The organism is Alteromonas sp. BL110 (assembly GCF_003443615.1).
GTDB lineage: Bacteria > Pseudomonadota > Gammaproteobacteria > Enterobacterales > Alteromonadaceae > Alteromonas.
Map to the genome: position 1 here is coordinate 2,811,255 of NZ_CP031967.1, position 17,757 is coordinate 2,829,011.

The 17,757-nt window shown below is 44.8% G+C and carries 13 protein-coding genes and 1 pseudogene; 6 read left to right on the top strand and 8 right to left on the bottom strand.

Features of this window, described 5'->3' with window-relative positions:
• The 3 genes from D1814_RS12120 to D1814_RS12130 all read left to right on the top strand — a co-directional run bounded on the left by D1814_RS12120 (position 1) and on the right by D1814_RS12130 (position 4,020).
• The gene (locus D1814_RS12120) at positions 1–555 is read left to right on the top strand and encodes a PH domain-containing protein (protein ID WP_118492598.1); all 555 of its coding nucleotides are present in this window, start codon (positions 1–3) and stop codon (positions 553–555) included.
• Positions 555–2,285, top strand: coding sequence for a PH domain-containing protein (locus D1814_RS12125; RefSeq protein WP_118492600.1), 1,731 nt, complete (start codon positions 555–557; stop codon positions 2,283–2,285). Before D1814_RS12120 ends, D1814_RS12125 begins: the two co-directional genes overlap by 1 nt.
• A 142-nt stretch (positions 2,286–2,427) precedes the next feature.
• Entirely contained in the window at positions 2,428–4,020 is a 1,593-nt protein-coding gene (locus D1814_RS12130) for a sodium:solute symporter family transporter (RefSeq protein ID WP_118492602.1), read from the top strand.
• A gap of 10 nt (positions 4,021–4,030) precedes the next feature.
• Here the strand turns inward: D1814_RS12130 and D1814_RS12135 are convergent, their stop codons facing one another.
• The 6 genes and pseudogenes from D1814_RS12135 to D1814_RS12160 form a co-directional block, all read right to left on the bottom strand.
• Entirely contained in the window at positions 4,031–5,287 is a 1,257-nt protein-coding gene (locus D1814_RS12135) for a diguanylate cyclase (RefSeq protein WP_118492604.1), read from the bottom strand.
• A gap of 120 nt (positions 5,288–5,407) precedes the next feature.
• Positions 5,408–6,590 (bottom strand): annotated as a pseudogene (gene prpF / locus D1814_RS12140) (2-methylaconitate cis-trans isomerase PrpF).
• 11 nt (positions 6,591–6,601) lie between these two features.
• A complete protein-coding gene (gene acnD, locus D1814_RS12145) occupies positions 6,602–9,193 on the bottom strand; it encodes a Fe/S-dependent 2-methylisocitrate dehydratase AcnD (protein ID WP_118492606.1) in 2,592 nt (863 codons plus the stop codon).
• Positions 9,194–9,210: 17 nt separating this feature from the next.
• Positions 9,211–10,335: a bifunctional 2-methylcitrate synthase/citrate synthase gene (prpC, locus tag D1814_RS12150; RefSeq protein ID WP_118492608.1), complete on the bottom strand. Its 1,125-nt coding sequence runs from the start codon at positions 10,333–10,335 to the stop codon at positions 9,211–9,213.
• Between the two features lie 157 nt (positions 10,336–10,492).
• Entirely contained in the window at positions 10,493–11,368 is an 876-nt protein-coding gene (prpB, locus tag D1814_RS12155) for a methylisocitrate lyase (RefSeq protein ID WP_118492610.1), read from the bottom strand.
• Positions 11,369–11,433: 65 nt separating this feature from the next.
• Positions 11,434–12,096, bottom strand: coding sequence for a GntR family transcriptional regulator (locus tag D1814_RS12160; protein WP_118492612.1), 663 nt, complete (start codon positions 12,094–12,096; stop codon positions 11,434–11,436).
• A gap of 795 nt (positions 12,097–12,891) precedes the next feature.
• On the opposite strand from D1814_RS12160, the gene D1814_RS12165 reads away from it, so the two are divergent.
• The 3 genes from D1814_RS12165 to D1814_RS12175 all read left to right on the top strand — a co-directional run bounded on the left by D1814_RS12165 (position 12,892) and on the right by D1814_RS12175 (position 15,882).
• Positions 12,892–15,099, top strand: coding sequence for a TonB-dependent receptor (locus tag D1814_RS12165; protein WP_118492614.1), 2,208 nt, complete (start codon positions 12,892–12,894; stop codon positions 15,097–15,099).
• 126 nt (positions 15,100–15,225) lie between these two features.
• Positions 15,226–15,501, top strand: a complete 276-nt coding sequence (locus D1814_RS12170; protein WP_118492616.1) for a hypothetical protein — start codon at positions 15,226–15,228, stop codon at positions 15,499–15,501.
• A 48-nt stretch (positions 15,502–15,549) separates the two neighbouring features.
• Entirely contained in the window at positions 15,550–15,882 is a 333-nt protein-coding gene (locus D1814_RS12175; protein ID WP_118492618.1) for a hypothetical protein, read from the top strand.
• A gap of 7 nt (positions 15,883–15,889) precedes the next feature.
• Here D1814_RS12175 and D1814_RS12180 read toward each other — a convergent pair whose 3' ends face one another.
• Together D1814_RS12180 and D1814_RS12185 are read right to left on the bottom strand one after the other, a co-directional pair.
• The gene (locus D1814_RS12180) at positions 15,890–16,510 is read right to left on the bottom strand and encodes a response regulator transcription factor (protein ID WP_118492620.1); all 621 of its coding nucleotides are present in this window, start codon (positions 16,508–16,510) and stop codon (positions 15,890–15,892) included.
• On the bottom strand, positions 16,507–17,745 hold the full coding sequence (locus tag D1814_RS12185; protein ID WP_118492622.1) for a sensor histidine kinase: 1,239 nt from the start codon (positions 17,743–17,745) through the stop codon (positions 16,507–16,509). Before D1814_RS12185 ends, D1814_RS12180 begins: the two co-directional genes overlap by 4 nt.
• Positions 17,746–17,757 lie beyond the last annotated feature (12 nt).

The following is a 17,757-nucleotide window of genomic DNA, read 5'->3' on the forward strand; positions in this document are numbered from 1 at the left end:
ATGACAATAAGCGCAGAGCAAGAAACCGTATTTTCAAATAATCAGCGGAGTGTTGACGAAATTCCCTCACTTCAAACGCTAGCATTACTTCCTATTTCTAAAAAGTACCGAGCACTGAATATTTTCTCAATTGGGTTGATAGCTTTAGTGCTAATAGGCATTGCCACCGCACTCCGATTACAAAGCTTCTGGTCACTGCCTGAAGGACTGCTGCAAGCTTACCCATATGTGGTTGCAGGTATCGTCGCTTTAGGCAGCGTTTGGGCTTTATACCATTTTTTCGCAGATGTCCGTATATTCTATGCAATACGCGAGCAAGACATTAGCAAACAGTCAGGGCTCATTTTCAGAAAACTCTCTTGCCAACCGATATTGCGTGTTCAGCACGTTGAGGTTAACCGAGGGCCGTTAGACAGATGGGCGGGCCTTGCTTCCCTTCAGGTATTTTCGGCGGGCGGTGAAATGCATACCTTCGAGATACCTGGCTTAAGTATTGAGAGGGCTGAGCAGTTACGTGAGTTTATACTAGCGCACAAAGATATTGGTGCTCGCTAATGACCGCGCCCAAATCGTTTTCACATCAAACGCCTGATGTTGCTAGGTCAGATGACTACGAGGCTAATGTAGACGTTGACGTGTCGCCGCAGTCTCAAATCTACGAAAAGGGTATTACAGAGCCTCAACTAGAAGTAGAAACCGGCACAGAGTGGCAACGTCTTTCTCTTATTTCTATTTTGTACTTTACCATTCGCAATTTCACGAATATGGCGCAAGGGCTCATCTATGCTGTCCCTGCACTCGCTATTTCCTTTAACATTTGGGACAACTTGTTTTCCCCTGAAGTACTAATAGGCGCTGGCATTTTATTTTTGTTTACGAGCACTAGTGGCTTAGTAAGCTACCTAATGTATAAGTTTCGGGTACATAACCAGCATGTAGAGATTCATCATGGCGTGTTTCAGCGCCGCTATACCAACTTACCTTTGTGGCGTATTCAAAACGTTAAGATAGAGCGCCCTTTTTATTATCGTCCTTTTGGATACGCGTTAGTGGTACTCGATACGGCAGGAAGTGGTAAAGAAGAGGCCAAAATAGTAGCGGTGCCAGAAGCCTACGCCGAAGCTCTGAAAAAGCAGGTGCTGTATGAAAAGGCACAGCACGATGTGGATGACTTAGACGGGCTAGTTGGTGAAGAGCTTTCTGGTAGGGGATTAGCCGACGGAAGTTCGTCTTCGCGCACACAAAGTATGAGTGCTAAAGCAGCGGATAACGTCAATACGAGTGAAGAAGTGTTAAACCGTCGTTCCGTAAAAGACATTATTATTCACGGTATTACCAATAATCGCGTTTGGATCATACTGGGTGCCGCTGCGCCTTTTTATGATGATGTGTTTGGTCTGGTTTCAGAGTGGCTGGCTGACAAAGGTTTACAGCTTAATCAAATAGTAGGTGAGCAAACAGTCGCCTGGTGGCAATTAGGACTGTATGCCTTCGTTATACTAATGATGCTAATGGCGTTAGTGGCGCTATTTAGCGTAGGTGGCGCGCTTTTCACCTTCTATGGCTATACGCTTTCAAGATCGGGAGACCGGTATATCCGTCGAAGCGGCTTACTGAACAAGCTGGAAGTAAGCATGCGTGCATCGCGCATTCAAATGATAACAGCGAAGCAAGATTGGCTAGATAAAATACTAAAGCGGGTCAATTTGTATTTTGAGCAAAACTCCACCGCCGGGCAGCAAATGCAAGAATTGATGTCGCCGAATAAACTAATTGTGCCATCGGTAACTGAAAATGAAGCCTTTGAACTTAGCCAAGAGGTTATGCCTGGTTGCGATTTGCGTAGTCAGCCTTATCACATCATCAGCAAACGCTTTATTAGTTTCTGGTTACTTACGGCATGGGCAATACCTTTTGCCATCTTTTTCACCATTGGCGCTGTGTCGTCCCATCTAGATATTATGCTTGGTGCACTTGCTGCCTACAGTGCAATAGCACTTATACTTACACTCAGATGGTGGCGATGGGGTATAGCCTACGATAATAAGTACGTTTACATAAGACGAGGTCGAATAGGTGTCGACTATCAGTGTTTCGAACCTTATAAAGTACAGCAAGTAATTATTAAGCAAAGCGTGTTTATGAAGCGTAATAAGCTTGCCACGATAAAATTCGTGCTGGCTTCAGGCGCGGTGACGGTGCCGTTTTTACCAGAGGAATACGTCAATAAACTAGCAGATAGTGTTTTGTTTGAAGTGGAGTCAACCAGAAGGTCTTGGATGTAACAAAAGGCAGTTTAAAGCGCTATTTTTTGTTCGCTGTTGTACGCTCAGTCTTTCATGTGCTGTTTTTTATGCGCCGTTTTCTTATGCAAACAGGGCGAGTTTGTGTAAAGGTAGTGACTAAGTTACACAATTTTGAGTTTATATGGATATTCTTGATTACAGTGTTATCGCGATTTACCTCATTACTTTACTTGCCATTGGCTTTAGCCTTCGAGGACAGCAGTCCAAGAAAGACTATTTTTTAGCTGGCAGAAGCTTAAGTTGGAAGCCGCTGTTGCTGTCCATTATGGCGACTCAACTTTCAGCGGTCAGTTTTATCTCAGCACCCGCCTTTGTTGGGTTTCGCGAAGGTGGGGGCTTAATTTGGCTTTCTTATGAACTTGCCGTGCCTTTAGCTATGCTGTTACTCGCTACCATCGTATTACCCACCCTGTACCGAAGTGGCGTAGTGAGTATATATGACTATCTTGAACGACGCTTCTCCACCTCTACGCGTATTTTTATCAGTATTGTATTTCAATTTAGTAGAGCATTCGCCACAGGAATAATGGTGTACGCCTTGTCTATTATTCTGCAGGGAACTATGCAAGTTTCCGCTACGCAGGCGATATTGCTGATAGGTGTTATTACTGTTTTGTATTCCTTGCAGGGCGGCATGAAAGCTGTCGTATACGGCGACGCTGTGCAAATGGTAGTTATTGTCGTGGGCACAGCAATTTGTATTGCGTTTGGTCTTAATGCACTGGGTGGCTGGGATGTCTTTATGCAACTTCTTCCTGGTGAACGCGTATCAACTATTAATTTCTCATCACTGGGTCTTGATGGCGATGGTTTTGGTTTTTTCCCTATGGTGTTAGGAGGCGTAATCCTTTATGCCTCTTACTATGGTTGCGATCAATCTGAAGCACAGCGTGCCTTGTCAGCTAAGACTGAAGGCGATTTAAAAAAGATGATGCTGGCCAACGGAATATTCAGGTTTCCGATTACGCTGCTTTACTGCTTGGCCGGCTTAGTGATTGGAACCTTGGCGTTTAACGATGCCGACTTGCTATCTCAAATCCCTAAAGATAATCCAGACTGGTTAATGCCGGTGTTTATTCTTAACTACCTGCCTCACGGTCTCATAGGGTTGCTTGTTGTTGCTATTCTCGCTGCAGCCATGTCATCGTTAAGTTCTGCTATCAACTCCCTTGCAGCGGTTTCACTTGAAGATTATTTCAAGTTGACGGGAAAACAAGATAAATCTGAAGGCTATCTTCGTAGTGCTAAATTCGCGGGTTTGATATGGGGCGTGATTATTTTGTTGCTTTCGCTCAATGCTGGTGACATAGCGCCTACCGTAATAGAAGCTGTGAATAAGGTGGGCTCTGTCTTTTTTGGTCCGGTTTTGGCAGTTTTTTTACTTGGTATTTTAACGAGAAAAGTAGATAGCAAGCACGTTAACTTTGCCCTTTTGTGTGGTGTAGCAACCAATCTAACGTTCGCATTTTTTGTAGAGGATGTATTCTGGTTTTGGTGGAACGTAACAGGGTTTTTAGGAACAGTGTTATCTGCGGTTATTTTTTCCAAGCTTGTTCCTAATAGCGAAGTTAACGCTATTAACACTAATCAAGAGTACAAAGGCAATGTATTTAAAAGCAACGTACTTAAAGACAAGACCATTGCCGTGCTGTTAGTAAGTTACTTTTGCTTGCTAGTGGTATTTTGCTATTTGTTACCAGGTTGGCTGCAATAGCAACGGAGATTTAAGCTTCTGCTGTTGACGCAACTGAATCCCTCAAAATAATCTGATCTTTGCCGGCATGTTTAGCTTCATATAAGCGCGAGTCGGCTTTTTCCAGCTGCGACTCTAAACATTTGTGCTCTTCAGTACTTACGCCGATACTGCACGTAATGTTAAATTTGTGAGTAGTAAACAGCGTAGTGCGAACTGCATCCATAAAGGCAGAAAGCGCCGATAGATACACTTTCGGCGGCCTCACCGATACCACCGTAAATTCTTCGCCGCCATAGCGCACAATTAGGTCGTCAGGGAAGTAATCTTTCAGTAGCGCAGCGAATTCCTGTAACAACATATCCCCGGTTTTGTGACCGTACGTATCATTCACGCTTTTGAAGTTGTCGGCGTCAATCATAGATACGATTACGTCTTTCCTAGACGTTTTGTTGGCAAACAACTCTTCTGCTTTTTCGTGCAAAAAACGTCGGTTATAAACCTTTGTTAGTGCATCTAAATTAGCAGAGTCACGGATGGTTTGAATCATTTCTTGGGATTCAAGGTTTTGCATTACGCGGCAGTAAAATTCTTCGTGATAAAACGGCTTAGACAAAAAGTCATTAGCGCCGCTTTTAATAAATTTAGAAGTGAGCACGCTGTCGCCGGTTGCAGAAAGCCCTATAAAGACTAAATCTTGCATCCGTCTTTCGTGGCGAATAGTTTTGACAAGCTCATAGCCATCCATATTGGGCATTCTATGATCTGCAATTACCATTTTGATATCGCGATGATTCTCAAGCACATCTAGGGCTTCTAAGCCGTCAGAGGCTTCGTGTACTTGAAACTGAAATTTGCGAAGTAATGAACAGATATGATTTCGGCTGGTTTTTGAATCTTCTACAACCAATACTTTTGTGGTTAGGTTTTTTCTTAAACGGTCGACTAATTTAGAAACTTGCAAGTAGGAGTAACGAGATTCTTTTGTAATGTAGTCCAGAACGCCTTGATCTAATAATTGAGCACGAGTGAACTCATCAAAGTTACCGGTTAGGACAATAGTCGGAACGTTGTATGAAAGCGCAAGTTCTACACTTTCTCCGTTTGGTGCATCAGGGAGGTTTAAGTCAACAATGGCGGCTAAGTATTCGTTGCCACTATCAAGAGCACTTTGCGCTTCGGCTAAGTCCTCACATAAGTCACAGGTAAAATGAGGATTATCCTCGATAAGTTTATTAACGATCTTACGGACAGTTAAGCTGTCTTCTACTACAAGAACTTTATACATGTGAACTACTCTGGGCACTTGATTCTCGATAATAACTAACTGTAAAAGAAAAAGCCCTCTGTTGGAGGGCTTTTTAGACTTATGTCTAAATAAGGTATGTCTTATATTCCATGTGTTTGATTAGCTTTGTTCAGGCGGAACACGAACATTTCCTTCCATTAAAACGCGGGCACTTCTGCTCATCACCGCTTGCTCAATTTTCCACTTGTCGTTTTCAAAGGTGGCTTTAGCGCCTACTCGAAGTGTTCCGGATGGGTGGCCAAAAGTCACCGATTCTCTGTCTTCGCCTCCTGCGGCAAGATTCACCAATGTTCCTGGGATGGCGGCAGCGGCGGCAATAGCTACTGCTGCCGTACCCATCATCGCATGGTGAAGTTTCCCCATGGATAGCGCGCGCACTAGCACGTCTATATCAGAACCTAAAACATCTTTGCCGCTTGACGTTTTATAACCTCTCGGCGGGGCAACAAAAGCGACTTTAGGTGTATGCTGCCTGTTTTCAGCTTCACTTACATCATTAATCAACCCCATTTGAACTGCGCCGTATGCGCGAATGGCTTCGAATTTAGAAAGCGCCTCTGCATCACTGTTAATATCGTCTTGCAGCTCAGTACCCGTGTAACCAATATCTTCCGCATTAATGAAAATAGTTGGAATACCCGCATTGATCATAGTCGCTTGAAGTGACCCTACACACGGAACTTCGAGTGTGTCGACTAAGCGGCCCTGTGGGGAAAATTGCGCCTTCACCGTCGGCTGGGTCAACAAAAGTCACTTCCACTTCTGCTGCGGGAAAGGTGACGCCATCAAGTTCAAAATCGCCAGTTTCCTGCACTTCACCATTGGTCATTGGCACCTTGGCGATAATGGCTTTATTGATATTCGCCTGCCAAATGTTGACGGTGGCAATACCGTTTTCCGGAATCTTACTTTCATTAACTAGACCATTGCTAATAGCAAACGCGCCAACCGCTGCAGTTAGATTTCCGCAGTTTCCGCTCCAGTCTACAAAAGGTTTGTCGATAGCGACTTGTCCAAACAGGTAGTCGACGTCAAAACCTTCACGATCACTCTTGCTTAAGATCACTGTTTTGCTAGTACTCGAGGTAGCACCGCCCATACCGTCGGTTTGTTTTCCGTATGGATCTGGGCTTCCAATAACACGAAGAAGCAGGGCATCGCGCGCCGGTCCCGGCTTTTGCGCGGCTTCTGGCAAATCGGTTAAATTGAAAAACACACCTTTACTGGTACCGCCACGCATGTAGGTAGCCGGTACTCGAAGTTGTGGCGCATACTTTGTCATGTTTTTTCCCCTCAGCTAGCTTCAGCTTCCAAGAAGTCTTTGGCGAAGCGTTGTAATACGCCGCCTGCGCTGTAAATAGAGACTTCTTCACCTGTATCTAAACGACAAGTAACGGGCACTTCTAGTTGCTCACCGTTTTCACGGGTTACTACCAGTGTTAGGGTTGCGCCGGGTGAAGGTTCGCCGCTTACGTCGTAAGTTTCTGTGCCATCTAGCTCTAGTGTTTTACGGGTTGTACCTGGTTTAAACTCAAGCGGTAATACGCCCATACCAATCAGGTTAGTACGGTGAATACGCTCAAAGCCCTCTGCCACAATTACCTCTACACCGGCAAGACGTACGCCTTTAGCTGCCCAGTCGCGTGAGGAACCTTGGCCATAATCAGCGCCAGCAACAATGATCAGCGGCTGTTTACGGTTCATGTAAGCTTCTATAGCTTCCCACATGCGTACTACTTTGCCCTCGGGCTCAATGCGGGCCAGTGAACCTTGCTTGACTTCACCGTTTTCCGTCACCATTTCGTTGAACACTTTCGGGTTCGCAAGGGTAGCGCGCTGCGCGGTTAAGTGATCGCCTCGGTGAGTTGCATATGAGTTAAAGTCTTCTTCGGGTAAACCCATTTTGTGAAGATATTCACCGGCGGCACTGCTTGCTAGAATAGCATTAGAAGGAGATAGGTGATCGGTGGTGATGTTATCTCCCAAAATAGCTAGCGGACGCATACCTTTCATGGTGCGCTCGGCATCCATCGCACCTTCCCAATAGGGTGGGCGGCGAATATAGGTGCTCATTTCTCGCCAGTCGTAAAGCGGGTTAATGTCTTTACCGTAGTCCACGTTTAAATCAAACATTGGTTCGTACACTTTTCTGAAGTGTTCTGGCTTCACAGATTCGGCCACAATAGCATCAATCTCTTCATCGCTTGGCCAAATGTCTTTAAGCGTTACCGGGTTGCCGTCTTTGTCTGTGCCCAGTACGTCTTTTTCAATGTCAAAGCGAATCGTACCGGCAATAGCATATGCTACAACTAGCGGAGGCGACGCTAAGAACGCTTGCTTTGCGTGAGGGTGAATACGGCCGTCAAAGTTACGGTTACCCGACAATACTGCTGTAGAGTAAAGATCGCGGTCGATGATCTCTTGCTGAATTTTAGGGTCTAGAGCGCCGCTCATACCGTTACAGGTAGTGCACGCAAATGCCACAACCCCAAACCCTAAATCTTCCAGCTCGCTCATTAAGTTGGCTTCTTCAAGATACAACTTAACGGCTTTAGAGCCTGGTGCCAGTGAGCTTTTTACCCATGGTTTGCGGGTTAAGCCGCGCTCGTTAGCATTGCGTGCAAGTAGGCCTGCTGCAATAACATTGCGAGGGTTTGACGTATTAGTACAGCTAGTGATAGCCGCGATAATAACCGCGCCATCAGGCATTTTGCCTTCCTCCTCGGTCCACTTCGCCGCAATACCGCGATTTTCTAAGTCGCTGGTAGGTAGGCGAGCATGAGGATTAGACGGGCCAGCCATGTTTCGGCCAACAGCAGAAAGGTCAAACGTAAGCACCCGTTCGTACTCGGCAGTTTCTAAATCATCTGCCCACAAACCGGTATGCTTAGCGTATTGCTCAACTAGCGCAATTTGTTTTTCTTCACGCCCTGTTAGGCGTAAATAGTCAATGGTTTGCTGGTCAATATAGAACATGGCCGCAGTGGCGCCGTATTCAGGTGTCATGTTCGAAATGGTGGCGCGGTCGCCCAAGGTTAAGTGTGATGCACCTTCACCGTAGAATTCAAGGAAAGCAGAAACCACGCGCTCTTTACGCAAGAACTCAGTAAGTGCTAAAACGATGTCGGTGGCCGTAATACCAGGCTGTGGTTTGCCAGTTAGTTCAACACCTACAATGTCAGGCAAACGCATATAAGATGCGCGGCCCAACATTACGCTTTCCGCTTCAAGTCCGCCAACGCCTACCGCAATTACGCCAAGTGCATCAACGTGCGGCGTGTGGCTGTCAGTGCCCACTAGGGTATCAGGGAAGGCTACGCCGTCTCGCGCCTGAATAACTGGTGACATACGCTCCAAATTAATTTGGTGCATAATGCCGTTACCCGGCGGGATAACATCAACGTTTTTAAACGCGGTTTTAGTCCAGTTAATAAAGTGGAAACGGTCGTCATTACGTCTGTCTTCAATGGCACGATTTTTCTCAAACGCGTCCTTTTCAAAACCAGCGTGTTCAACGGCGAGTGAGTGATCCACAATTAGCTGCGTCGGCACCACAGGGTTCACCTTCGCCGGGTCGCCGCCTTTCGCTGCGATAGCATCGCGAAGGCCTGCTAAGTCTACAAGTGCCGTTTGTCCCAAAATGTCGTGACAGACCACGCGAGCAGGAAACCACGGAAAATCCAAGTCGCGCTTACGGTAAATAAGCTGTTTAAGTGAATTAGTCAGCATGTCAGGGGCACATTTACGCACTAAGTTTTCCGCCAGTACACGCGATGTATAAGGCAGTTTGGCGTAGGCACCTGGTTCAATCGCATCTACCGCTTCACGGGTATCGAAAAAGTCGATACCTGCGTTAGGCAGCGGTTTACGGTAATCAATATTCATAAAACTCAACCTTTGCTTTAAGCGCGTTCGCTGATAGCAGGCACTGGACGAAGTTCTTCGCCTGTGTATTCTGCCGATGGGCGAATAATGCGATTGTCAGCGCGCTGTTCCATTACGTGTGCAGCCCAACCTGTAAGACGAGACATCACGAAGATTGGCGTGAACAACGGCGTAGGTATGCCCATAAAGTTGTACGCAGAAGCATGGAAAAAGTCTGCATTACAGAAAAGCTTCTTCTCGCGCCACATGACCTCTTCACAGCGAACAGACACAGGGTAAAGTACGTCGTCGCCTACATCGGCAGCCAGTTTTTCGGACCACTGCTTGATAATCTCGTTACGAGGGTCAGAGTCCGAGTAAATTGCATGACCAAAGCCCATGATTTTCTCTTTGCGCTCAAGCATGCCCATCATTTTTTCTTCAGCATCATCGGCAGACGTAAAGCCCTCAATCATTTCCATGGCTGCTTCGTTAGCACCACCATGAAGCGGGCCGCGGAGTGAGCCAATAGCACCTGTTACACAAGAATGCATATCAGATAAGGTTGATGCACAAACACGAGCCGTAAAGGTAGAAGCGTTGAATTCATGCTCTGCATAAAGAATGAGTGATACATGCATAACTTGCTCATGCAGTTCCCGTGGTTTTTCGCCGTGAAGCATGTGTAGGAAGTGACCACCAATTGAATCGTCATCGGTTTCAACATCTACGCGTACACCGTCGTGCGAGAAGCGGTACCAGTAACAAATGATACTTGGGAAACATGCCAACATACGGTCTGTCACGTCTTGCTGCTGGTCGAAGCTGGTTTCCATTTCAAGGTTACCTAGCATCGAGCATCCTGTGCGAAGTACGTCCATGGGGTGAGCATTTTTTGGAATGCGCTCTAGCACTTCTTTTAGTGCGGTAGGAAGGCCGCGCATACCGCGAAGCTTAGTTTTATAAGCGTCTAGCTCAGATTGATTGGGTAGCTTGCCCTTAAGAATAAGGTACGCTACTTCTTCAAATTGACATTTTTGCGCTAAGTCTTTTACGTCGTAACCACGATACGTTAAACCAGAACCTGATTTACCTACGGTCGATAATGCTGTTTTACCTGCAACTTGGCCGCGTAAACCCGCGCCACTTAACTGTTTAGCCATCTTGTTGTCTCCGGTCTTGTATAATTTGTAAGGTACTTTTTTAAAAATTTAGAAATAAAAATTACGTTGAACTCATCAGGCGAGTGGGGTGCGAGGCACCGTTCCAGCTTCAATGGTGCCTCGCACCTCACTCGCTTCCTGCTGTTTCGTATTCGTGTTAGTTCTTACCTTCTGCGAATAGCGCATCTAGCTTTTGCTCGTATTCGTGGTAGCCAAGATAATCGTACAGTTCCATACGTGTTTGCATGCTGTCGACAACGGCTTTTTGATCGCCGTTTTCAAGTATAGATTTGTACACCATTTCTGCTGCTTTATTCATCGCGCGGAAGGCACTTAGTGGGTAAAGCACCATGTCGGCGCCCCATTCGCCAAGCTCTTCTTTGTTCCACAGTTCGGTTTTGCCGAACTCAGTGATATTGGCAAGAATCGGAACGTCTAGTGCTTCTGAGAATGCACGATAGTGCTCTTCAGTTTGTATGGCTTCTGCAAATATGCCGTCAGCACCTGCTGCAGCGTAGGCTTTTGCACGCTCAATAGCTTTCTCTAGCCCTTCTTGAGCAAACGCGTCGGTGCGTGCCATTATAAAAAAATTTGGGTCAGTTCTGGCATCTACCGCGGCTTTGATGCGGTCGACCATTTCTTCAGTACTCACGATTTCTTTGTTAGGGCGGTGACCACAGCGTTTTTGTGCAACCTGATCTTCCATATGCACTGCTGCCGCACCAGCTTTTTCCATATCGCGAATGGTTTTTGCAATATTAAATGCGCCGCCCCAACCCGTGTCGATGTCTACCATAAGCGGAAGATCACAAGCGCTGGTTATGCGCTGTACGTCTGCAATCACATCGTTAAGCGAGGTCATACCTAAATCGGGTAGACCATAAGATGCATTAGCAACGCCGCCACCCGATAAATAAATAGCTTGATGGCCAATGGCCTTGGCCATCATGGCGGTATAGGCGTTAATGGTGCCCACAATTTGTAGCGGTTTGTTGTTTTCTAATGCGGTTCTGAATTTCTTTCCTGCACTCATGATAATCACTCGCTTATTTGAAGGTAGGGTAGAGGTAAATTAGGGTTGAAGAAGACTTTAGATAGTTAGTCATGGTTAAGCTTCTTCTCAATATTATTTTTTGAATAAAGAATGTGGCGACGCATAAGCATTTCCGCTAATTCTTCGTCGCGATTAGCAATGGCGTTAACTATGTGTCTGTGCTCATCAAACGCAGTGCTTACACGAGGGCCAGCCATACCTAACTGCACGCGATACATGCGCACTAAATGGTAAAGCCCGTCAATAAGCACGCTAATAAGATGGTCGTTCTTACTGCCAGTTACAATTCTGTAGTGAAAGTCTACATCGCCAGCTTCTTGATAATAGTTTTGGCCGTCTTTTACTTTATCGAAGTGACTGTCTAGTAAAGCTTGCATGTCGCTGATTTCTTCATCGCTCATATAACGCGCCGCCAAGCGCGCTGCCATGCCTTCTAACGCTTCGCGCACTTGATAAAGCTGAATAAGGCCTTCAGGTGACAGTGCTACCACACGCGCGCCTACGTTAGCTTTACGTTCCACCAGGTGGCAGGTGGCAAGGCGGTTTATAGCTTCTCGAATAACAGCGCGGCTAACTTCATACTTTGTCGACAATTCCATTTCGCTCAGCTTACTGCCTGCGGGAATGACGCCTTCAACAATATCCTTCCTTAACTGAAAGAAAGTGCGGTCGGCATTGGTTATAGCTTGTTCGCTTTTTACTAACACAATAATGAGTCTTTATTTAACTAATGTCGACAATATATGCTTGTTTAGGATGTTTTTCAACAGCCTCTCCCTTGAATTGTCGACAACATGGATAAGATTTTGGTCTTATAGTGGCAATTTAAGGCTTAGTTCGACGGACCATTAGCGAGCTAGGTATGTATGAACGAGTAAACACTGAATGAACCCCATCACTTGAACAAAGCATGATTAGCTTTATAGGCGCTTAGCAAAATACCGGGATATCTTATTGACCGAGTTACCAAGTCGAACGTTATCGTACAGAAGCAATATCGACGGCTAGTTGGTTGTTTAAAGTTTGTCCACTTGGTCTAGGTGTTAAATGAATTCTATTTGCGAACCTCATTGTCTGAGTGGGTTGGCTATCTATCTGATATTTATTTTCTTTTATAGAAATTTAGAGAACCTGATTTCCGATGTTTTATCTAACCAATTAGTCTGATTTTGAAGTCTTATTTAAGTGAAAGTGTAATATTTCACTTTGCAAGATCGCAATCTAAGGGTAACATATCGTTCCAGTCTTCAAGCCTAAATTCCTTTACTGAGTTTCAGAGGACTGGAAAAGTAATTCCTACTTTTAAAGCAGAGTTTTATTGAAAGTAAGTTTGTAATGTTTTATTGCGACTTACTTTTTTATTGCCTGTAATCCAGTATTAGCACAAGGTTATGTGTGCCTCTTGAGTCAGTGAATTTAGTCTTTCAAAGTTCCGAAGAAGAACTTGAAGCAGCCTATAACAAAAAATTTACACCTAACACTCACGCAAAAGGGGTTACACCATGAAAACCAACACTGACGTGTCTAAGACACTCGCCAGTAAGCTTTCACCTGTCGCACTTGCAGTAGCGATGACCGTTCCAGCACTTTCAAACATTGCCGTTGCTCAAGAAGCAGAAGCAACTGAAGAACAGCAGTTTGAAGCCATTACCGTTACCGCGACAAAACGCCCTCAGGTTATCTATGAAGTGCCAATTGCTATCAGTGCTTTTGACGGCGATAAGCTAGCTGACCAAGGTATTACTGACCTAACAGACGTTGGTAAGTTCGTACCAAACCTAAACGTAACGGGTTTCTCTGCTGGTCACACATCGTCGGTTAATCCGTTTATTCGTGGTATCGGTCTTCAAGACCACCTTATCACCACCGATCCAGGTGTAAGCGTTTATGTTGATGGCGTATACCTAGGTCGTCAGGTTGGTCAGAACTGGAGCTTGAACAACATTGAGCGTATCGAGGTACTTCGTGGTCCTCAAGGTACCCTATACGGCCGTAACTCTATTGGTGGTGCGATTAACATCATCACTAAAGAGCCTGATCAAGGCGATGTAACTAAGATCAATACTGAGTTTGGTACTCGTGGTCGCGTTAAAGCAGACCTTTTTGTTAATCATGCCTTATCAGAAACGGTTGCGTTCAATATGAATTTGGCATTCAACAAGCGCGACGGTCTTGGCGAATTCATTAACGTGCCAAATGCTGAATACGATGTAGGTGAGACCGAAGATATTTCAGGGCGTGTTTCACTTAAGTGGGAGCCTTCGAACGACTTCCGTATGGTGTTAACTGCAGATGCTAACAATGGCGACGGCGGTCTTCGTCCGTACACTGTGCTTATTGATGAATTGCAATCCGATCGTTATTACGGCGGGAATAACCCGCTAGGAGTTGCGCTGCGAAATACCGATGTGACGCCAGAAGGTTACGACATTTACGACAACGCAACGGGTGAAGAAGCTGTTACCGATGTGTCTAACGAAGCTCGCGGCTTTGCTGTCACTACAGAATGGGACATGAACGATGACTATACGCTGAAATTAGTTGCAAGTACCCGTTCTTCAAAATATAAAGCGGGCTTAGATGATGATGGCACTATTTATGGCCTGGATCACTATCCTGAGCGTGGTGAGGCAGACCAAACCTCTATAGAACTTCAGCTTAACGGCTATATCAATGAGTACACTGATTTCGTAGCTGGTCTTTATTACTTTAACGAAGAAGGTAGCAACCGACAGGGCGATGATTCTAGCTACAATACATGGTCTAATTTATTGGAACTGGACCAGGAAACTACGTCAAAAGCAGTGTATGTAAATGTACGTCGAGATCTAACCGATGAACTAAGTTTATCAGGTGGACTTCGATATACTGAAGATAAGAAAGATGCATCAGCCAGTGTCTCAGAAGCAATAGGTACGGTTTATTCAAGTGATGACTGGGACGAACTTACGTGGGAAATAGCGACAAATTATAAATTTGAAAATGGTATGACTGGTTACGCCACAATTCAGTCAGGTTACCAGTCTGGTCAGTATCCAGCGAGACCTTATTGTTTGTTTGGTAATATCGAGTGTTTTGTTGCGTCAGATAATATCACCGCGGTTAACTATGAAGTGGGTATAAAAGGCCGTGTTAATGAATATTTCGATGTGAGCGTTGCTGTATTTAACACAGAATTTGATGATTTACCGTATCAGGTAAGTAAGGTAACTGAAAATGGGTTTGAAACCGACAACCAAATTGTGACACAAACCTCTCGTGGTATTGAGCTAGACACTACTTTTAACTACGGTAACTTTAGTATGATGGCGAGTGCTGGTTATATGGATGTCGATGTGGAAGAGCAGGAAGGTTACAAGCCTGTAGCGCCTCTAACACCTGACTTAACGCTTGCTATTGGTCCATCTTACACCTTCGAGCTTGATGGTGGTGACTCAATTCGCGTACGCGCTGATTATTCGTATCGCGCAGAAATGTACGGAGAGCCAACTTCAGCAGTTGAGCGTATGTCTGAATTAGACAGCCGGGAGTTAGTCAACTTCGATATTGCCTATACACCAGCCAATGACGCGTATACCGTAGCGCTTTACGGCCGCAACATTTTCGATGAGCGTTACGACAACGCGCGCTTGAATACCGATGAATATATCCTACAAATTCTAAGCAACGATGCGAGCGAGTTTGGTGTTAGGTTCTCAACTGAATTCTAATATCAACAACGAGTTATAATAATAAAGCCAGTCTTATGACTGGCTTTTTTTTGCTTACTTTTTCTTGTTTTATCTGCATTATTAGCATAGGTTTAAAATTGTATTAAAAATAATTGACCAATAACAATGAAGCTAAAATCAATTTCTCGTCTAAGCACCATTGTGGCGACAAGTCTGCTTTTTAGCTGTACATACACTGTATATCTACCGGATGATGAAGCAGGAAGCGCCACTAACAATGAAAGGGCAGCATCAGCCAACTCTGAGTTTGGTAACCAGTGCCGCTATGGTAGTAACGGCGAGTACGGCATATGCCCAACGTCAAACGGTGAAATGGTTGGAACGTCTTGTTCTTGTCCGACTCCTTCAGGGCAAATTATGGGTACGGTGTCAAAATATTAGAAATGCTTTGGCTGTACGTAAAGCCTTTCAATCATACGGAGATGGAGCGTGGGTTTTTTTACCAGTTTCAAAAAATCGCGGTTAGAAAGAAAGTTTAAGAAAAATGAGTGGGTAATCATTCTGCCTATTCCGTTTACTCAATTCGAACAACTTATCGTAGAGCATGTTGACGCAGGTTGGGAAATCGAAGATGACTATGAAAGACTCGCTGAAACCACAGCTAAATGGCAGTGTGAATTACGTAAAGGTACCAGCATTTTAACTTGCGTATGGACTGCAAAACAGCAGGGCATTATCTACGGTCCCGAGCGAGTGCTTATCGGTTTATCCGAAAAGCTAAACATACCGACCTCTACAACGATTGCGTCCACATGGTTTTGATTTAGTGCTATAGCCAGCCTTTTTGTTTTGCAATACGGGCTGCGTCCACTCGGTTTGTCGCATCAAGCTTTGATATAGCTTCTGAAAGATAATTTCTTACTGTACCTTCTGATAAAAACAACGATTGCGCGATGTCTTGGGTCTTGCATCCGTCTGACGCAAGCTTAAGTGCCGCCATTTCTTTCTGTGAAAGCGGGTTGTTGTCATCGAGAGCCATGATAGCAAGCTCGGTCGAAATTACTTTTTCCCCCGCAGACACTTTATGTATGGCATCTATCAAGTAGTCGCTATCAGATTCTTTTAAAATAAACCCCTTAACCCCTAGGCTCAATGCGCGTTTAATATAGCCCGGTTTCGAAAATGTAGTCATTAAAACTACCTTGCTACTAAGGCATTGTTCTGTCACGTGGGCGGCTAAATCTAGCCCTGAGACCAGCGGCATTTCAATATCACTTAGGATAATGTCAGGCGCAGGGTGATCGCTTAAATACTTAATCGCTTCTTGCCCATTACTGCATTTAGCTGCGATGGTAAGGTCGTCCTCTAGTGACAGAAGCATGGCTATGGCATCTCGAATAAGCGATTGGTCTTCAACAATCAAAATGGTTGTTTTCGCTTTTAAATTCATAACGCCACCTTTTCAGACGATGGGTTTTCCAAAATAAGCTGCACGTTTACAGAAGGGTAAAAAGAAATGCTCACATCTGCATTTATAGATGCTGCACGTTCTCTAATACCCATTAATCCGTTTCCTTCCTTAATTGACCCGCTGTACTCAACTACACCGTCATCTTGATAGGTCATGACCAAAGTTTTCGGATTAACATTAAGGTCAAAATTAATAGATACCGTCTTTCCCTTTGAATAGCGCAAGGTATTGGTGGTTAGTTCTTTTACTATAAGCGCAAGCTGGCTTTCTTGCTTTGAGGTCAGCTTCATCAAAGCGCTGTCATCAATAGTGGTTGAAACGTTAAAGCCGTTTTCTTCTAGCAGTGCTTTATCTTTCGCTATTTCATCGTCAAGCGAAAGTTGTTTAATGTCTGATACTGCCTGACGAATATCGCTTAATAATGCTTGAGATAGTTGCGCCAACGCCTTTACTTCCCTATGCGCATCGGCAATTTTATTCTTACTAATAAGCTTATCAGCGAGTTGAGCTTTTAACGAAATTGAGCTTAATGCGTGACCTGCAACATCGTGTAAGTCTCTGCCAATACGTTCTCTCTCAGCTATCGCGGATAATACGCGCAAGGCTTCAGCTTGCTGGCTTTCTTTTAGACCGTGAAGGGTTTCCTTACGCTCCATAACGCCAAAACCAAACAATACTAAACTGTTAATGATTGAAGCGCCTAAGAGAAAGTGTGCATTTTCAAACATAGTAATGTTTAGAGTGAAAAGCACGATCATCATTATGCTTATGCTCGCAAAACCCGTTTTGAACGAGTTGTAATAGCCAACGATAAATGCAATGAAACCTATAATGGTTGCGCCACCTGGATTTTGAAAACTGCAGGCGACAGAAAGTAAAAACATAGATAATAAATAGGAAGGTAGAGCTTTGACAGGCTGACTTATTGCTTTGATGTACAGAACAATAAAGCTAAGGTATCCCAAGCTTTGAACTACCCATACCTCAATGGGAAGAGGGCGGGAGATTATAAGGGGCACAAAAAAGAACAGCGAAAAAAACAAGCTGGCATGAGACCAGCGCTTTTTTCTACCATCTCCCAGCAATGGCATGACCGGCGCCATATCGCTTTTATCTACATGGTCTATTGAGCCACCCATTGTCGCAGTGCCTTCATTTAAATGAGCTGTAGGCACTGCGTCGTTGTTATTTTGCATGCTGTTATGGCTGCGCATTGTGAGTACTTC

Bases quoted from the DNA above. Each gene is read 5' to 3' on its own strand.
- D1814_RS12120 (WP_118492598.1), top strand. From the start codon at position 1: ATGACAATAAGCGCAGAGCAAGAAACCGTATTTTCAAATAATCAGCGG.
- D1814_RS12125 (WP_118492600.1), top strand. From the start codon at position 555: ATGACCGCGCCCAAATCGTTTTCACATCAAACGCCTGATGTTGCTAGG.
- D1814_RS12130 (WP_118492602.1), top strand. From the start codon at position 2,428: ATGGATATTCTTGATTACAGTGTTATCGCGATTTACCTCATTACTTTA.
- D1814_RS12135 (WP_118492604.1), bottom strand. From the start codon at position 5,287: ATGTATAAAGTTCTTGTAGTAGAAGACAGCTTAACTGTCCGTAAGATC.
- acnD (WP_118492606.1), bottom strand. From the start codon at position 9,193: ATGAATATTGATTACCGTAAACCGCTGCCTAACGCAGGTATCGACTTT.
- prpC (WP_118492608.1), bottom strand. From the start codon at position 10,335: ATGGCTAAACAGTTAAGTGGCGCGGGTTTACGCGGCCAAGTTGCAGGT.
- prpB (WP_118492610.1), bottom strand. From the start codon at position 11,368: ATGAGTGCAGGAAAGAAATTCAGAACCGCATTAGAAAACAACAAACCG.
- D1814_RS12165 (WP_118492614.1), top strand. From the start codon at position 12,892: ATGAAAACCAACACTGACGTGTCTAAGACACTCGCCAGTAAGCTTTCA.
- D1814_RS12170 (WP_118492616.1), top strand. From the start codon at position 15,226: ATGAAGCTAAAATCAATTTCTCGTCTAAGCACCATTGTGGCGACAAGT.
- D1814_RS12180 (WP_118492620.1), bottom strand. From the start codon at position 16,510: ATGAATTTAAAAGCGAAAACAACCATTTTGATTGTTGAAGACCAATCG.
- D1814_RS12185 (WP_118492622.1), bottom strand. From the start codon at position 17,745: ATGCGCAGCCATAACAGCATGCAAAATAACAACGACGCAGTGCCTACA.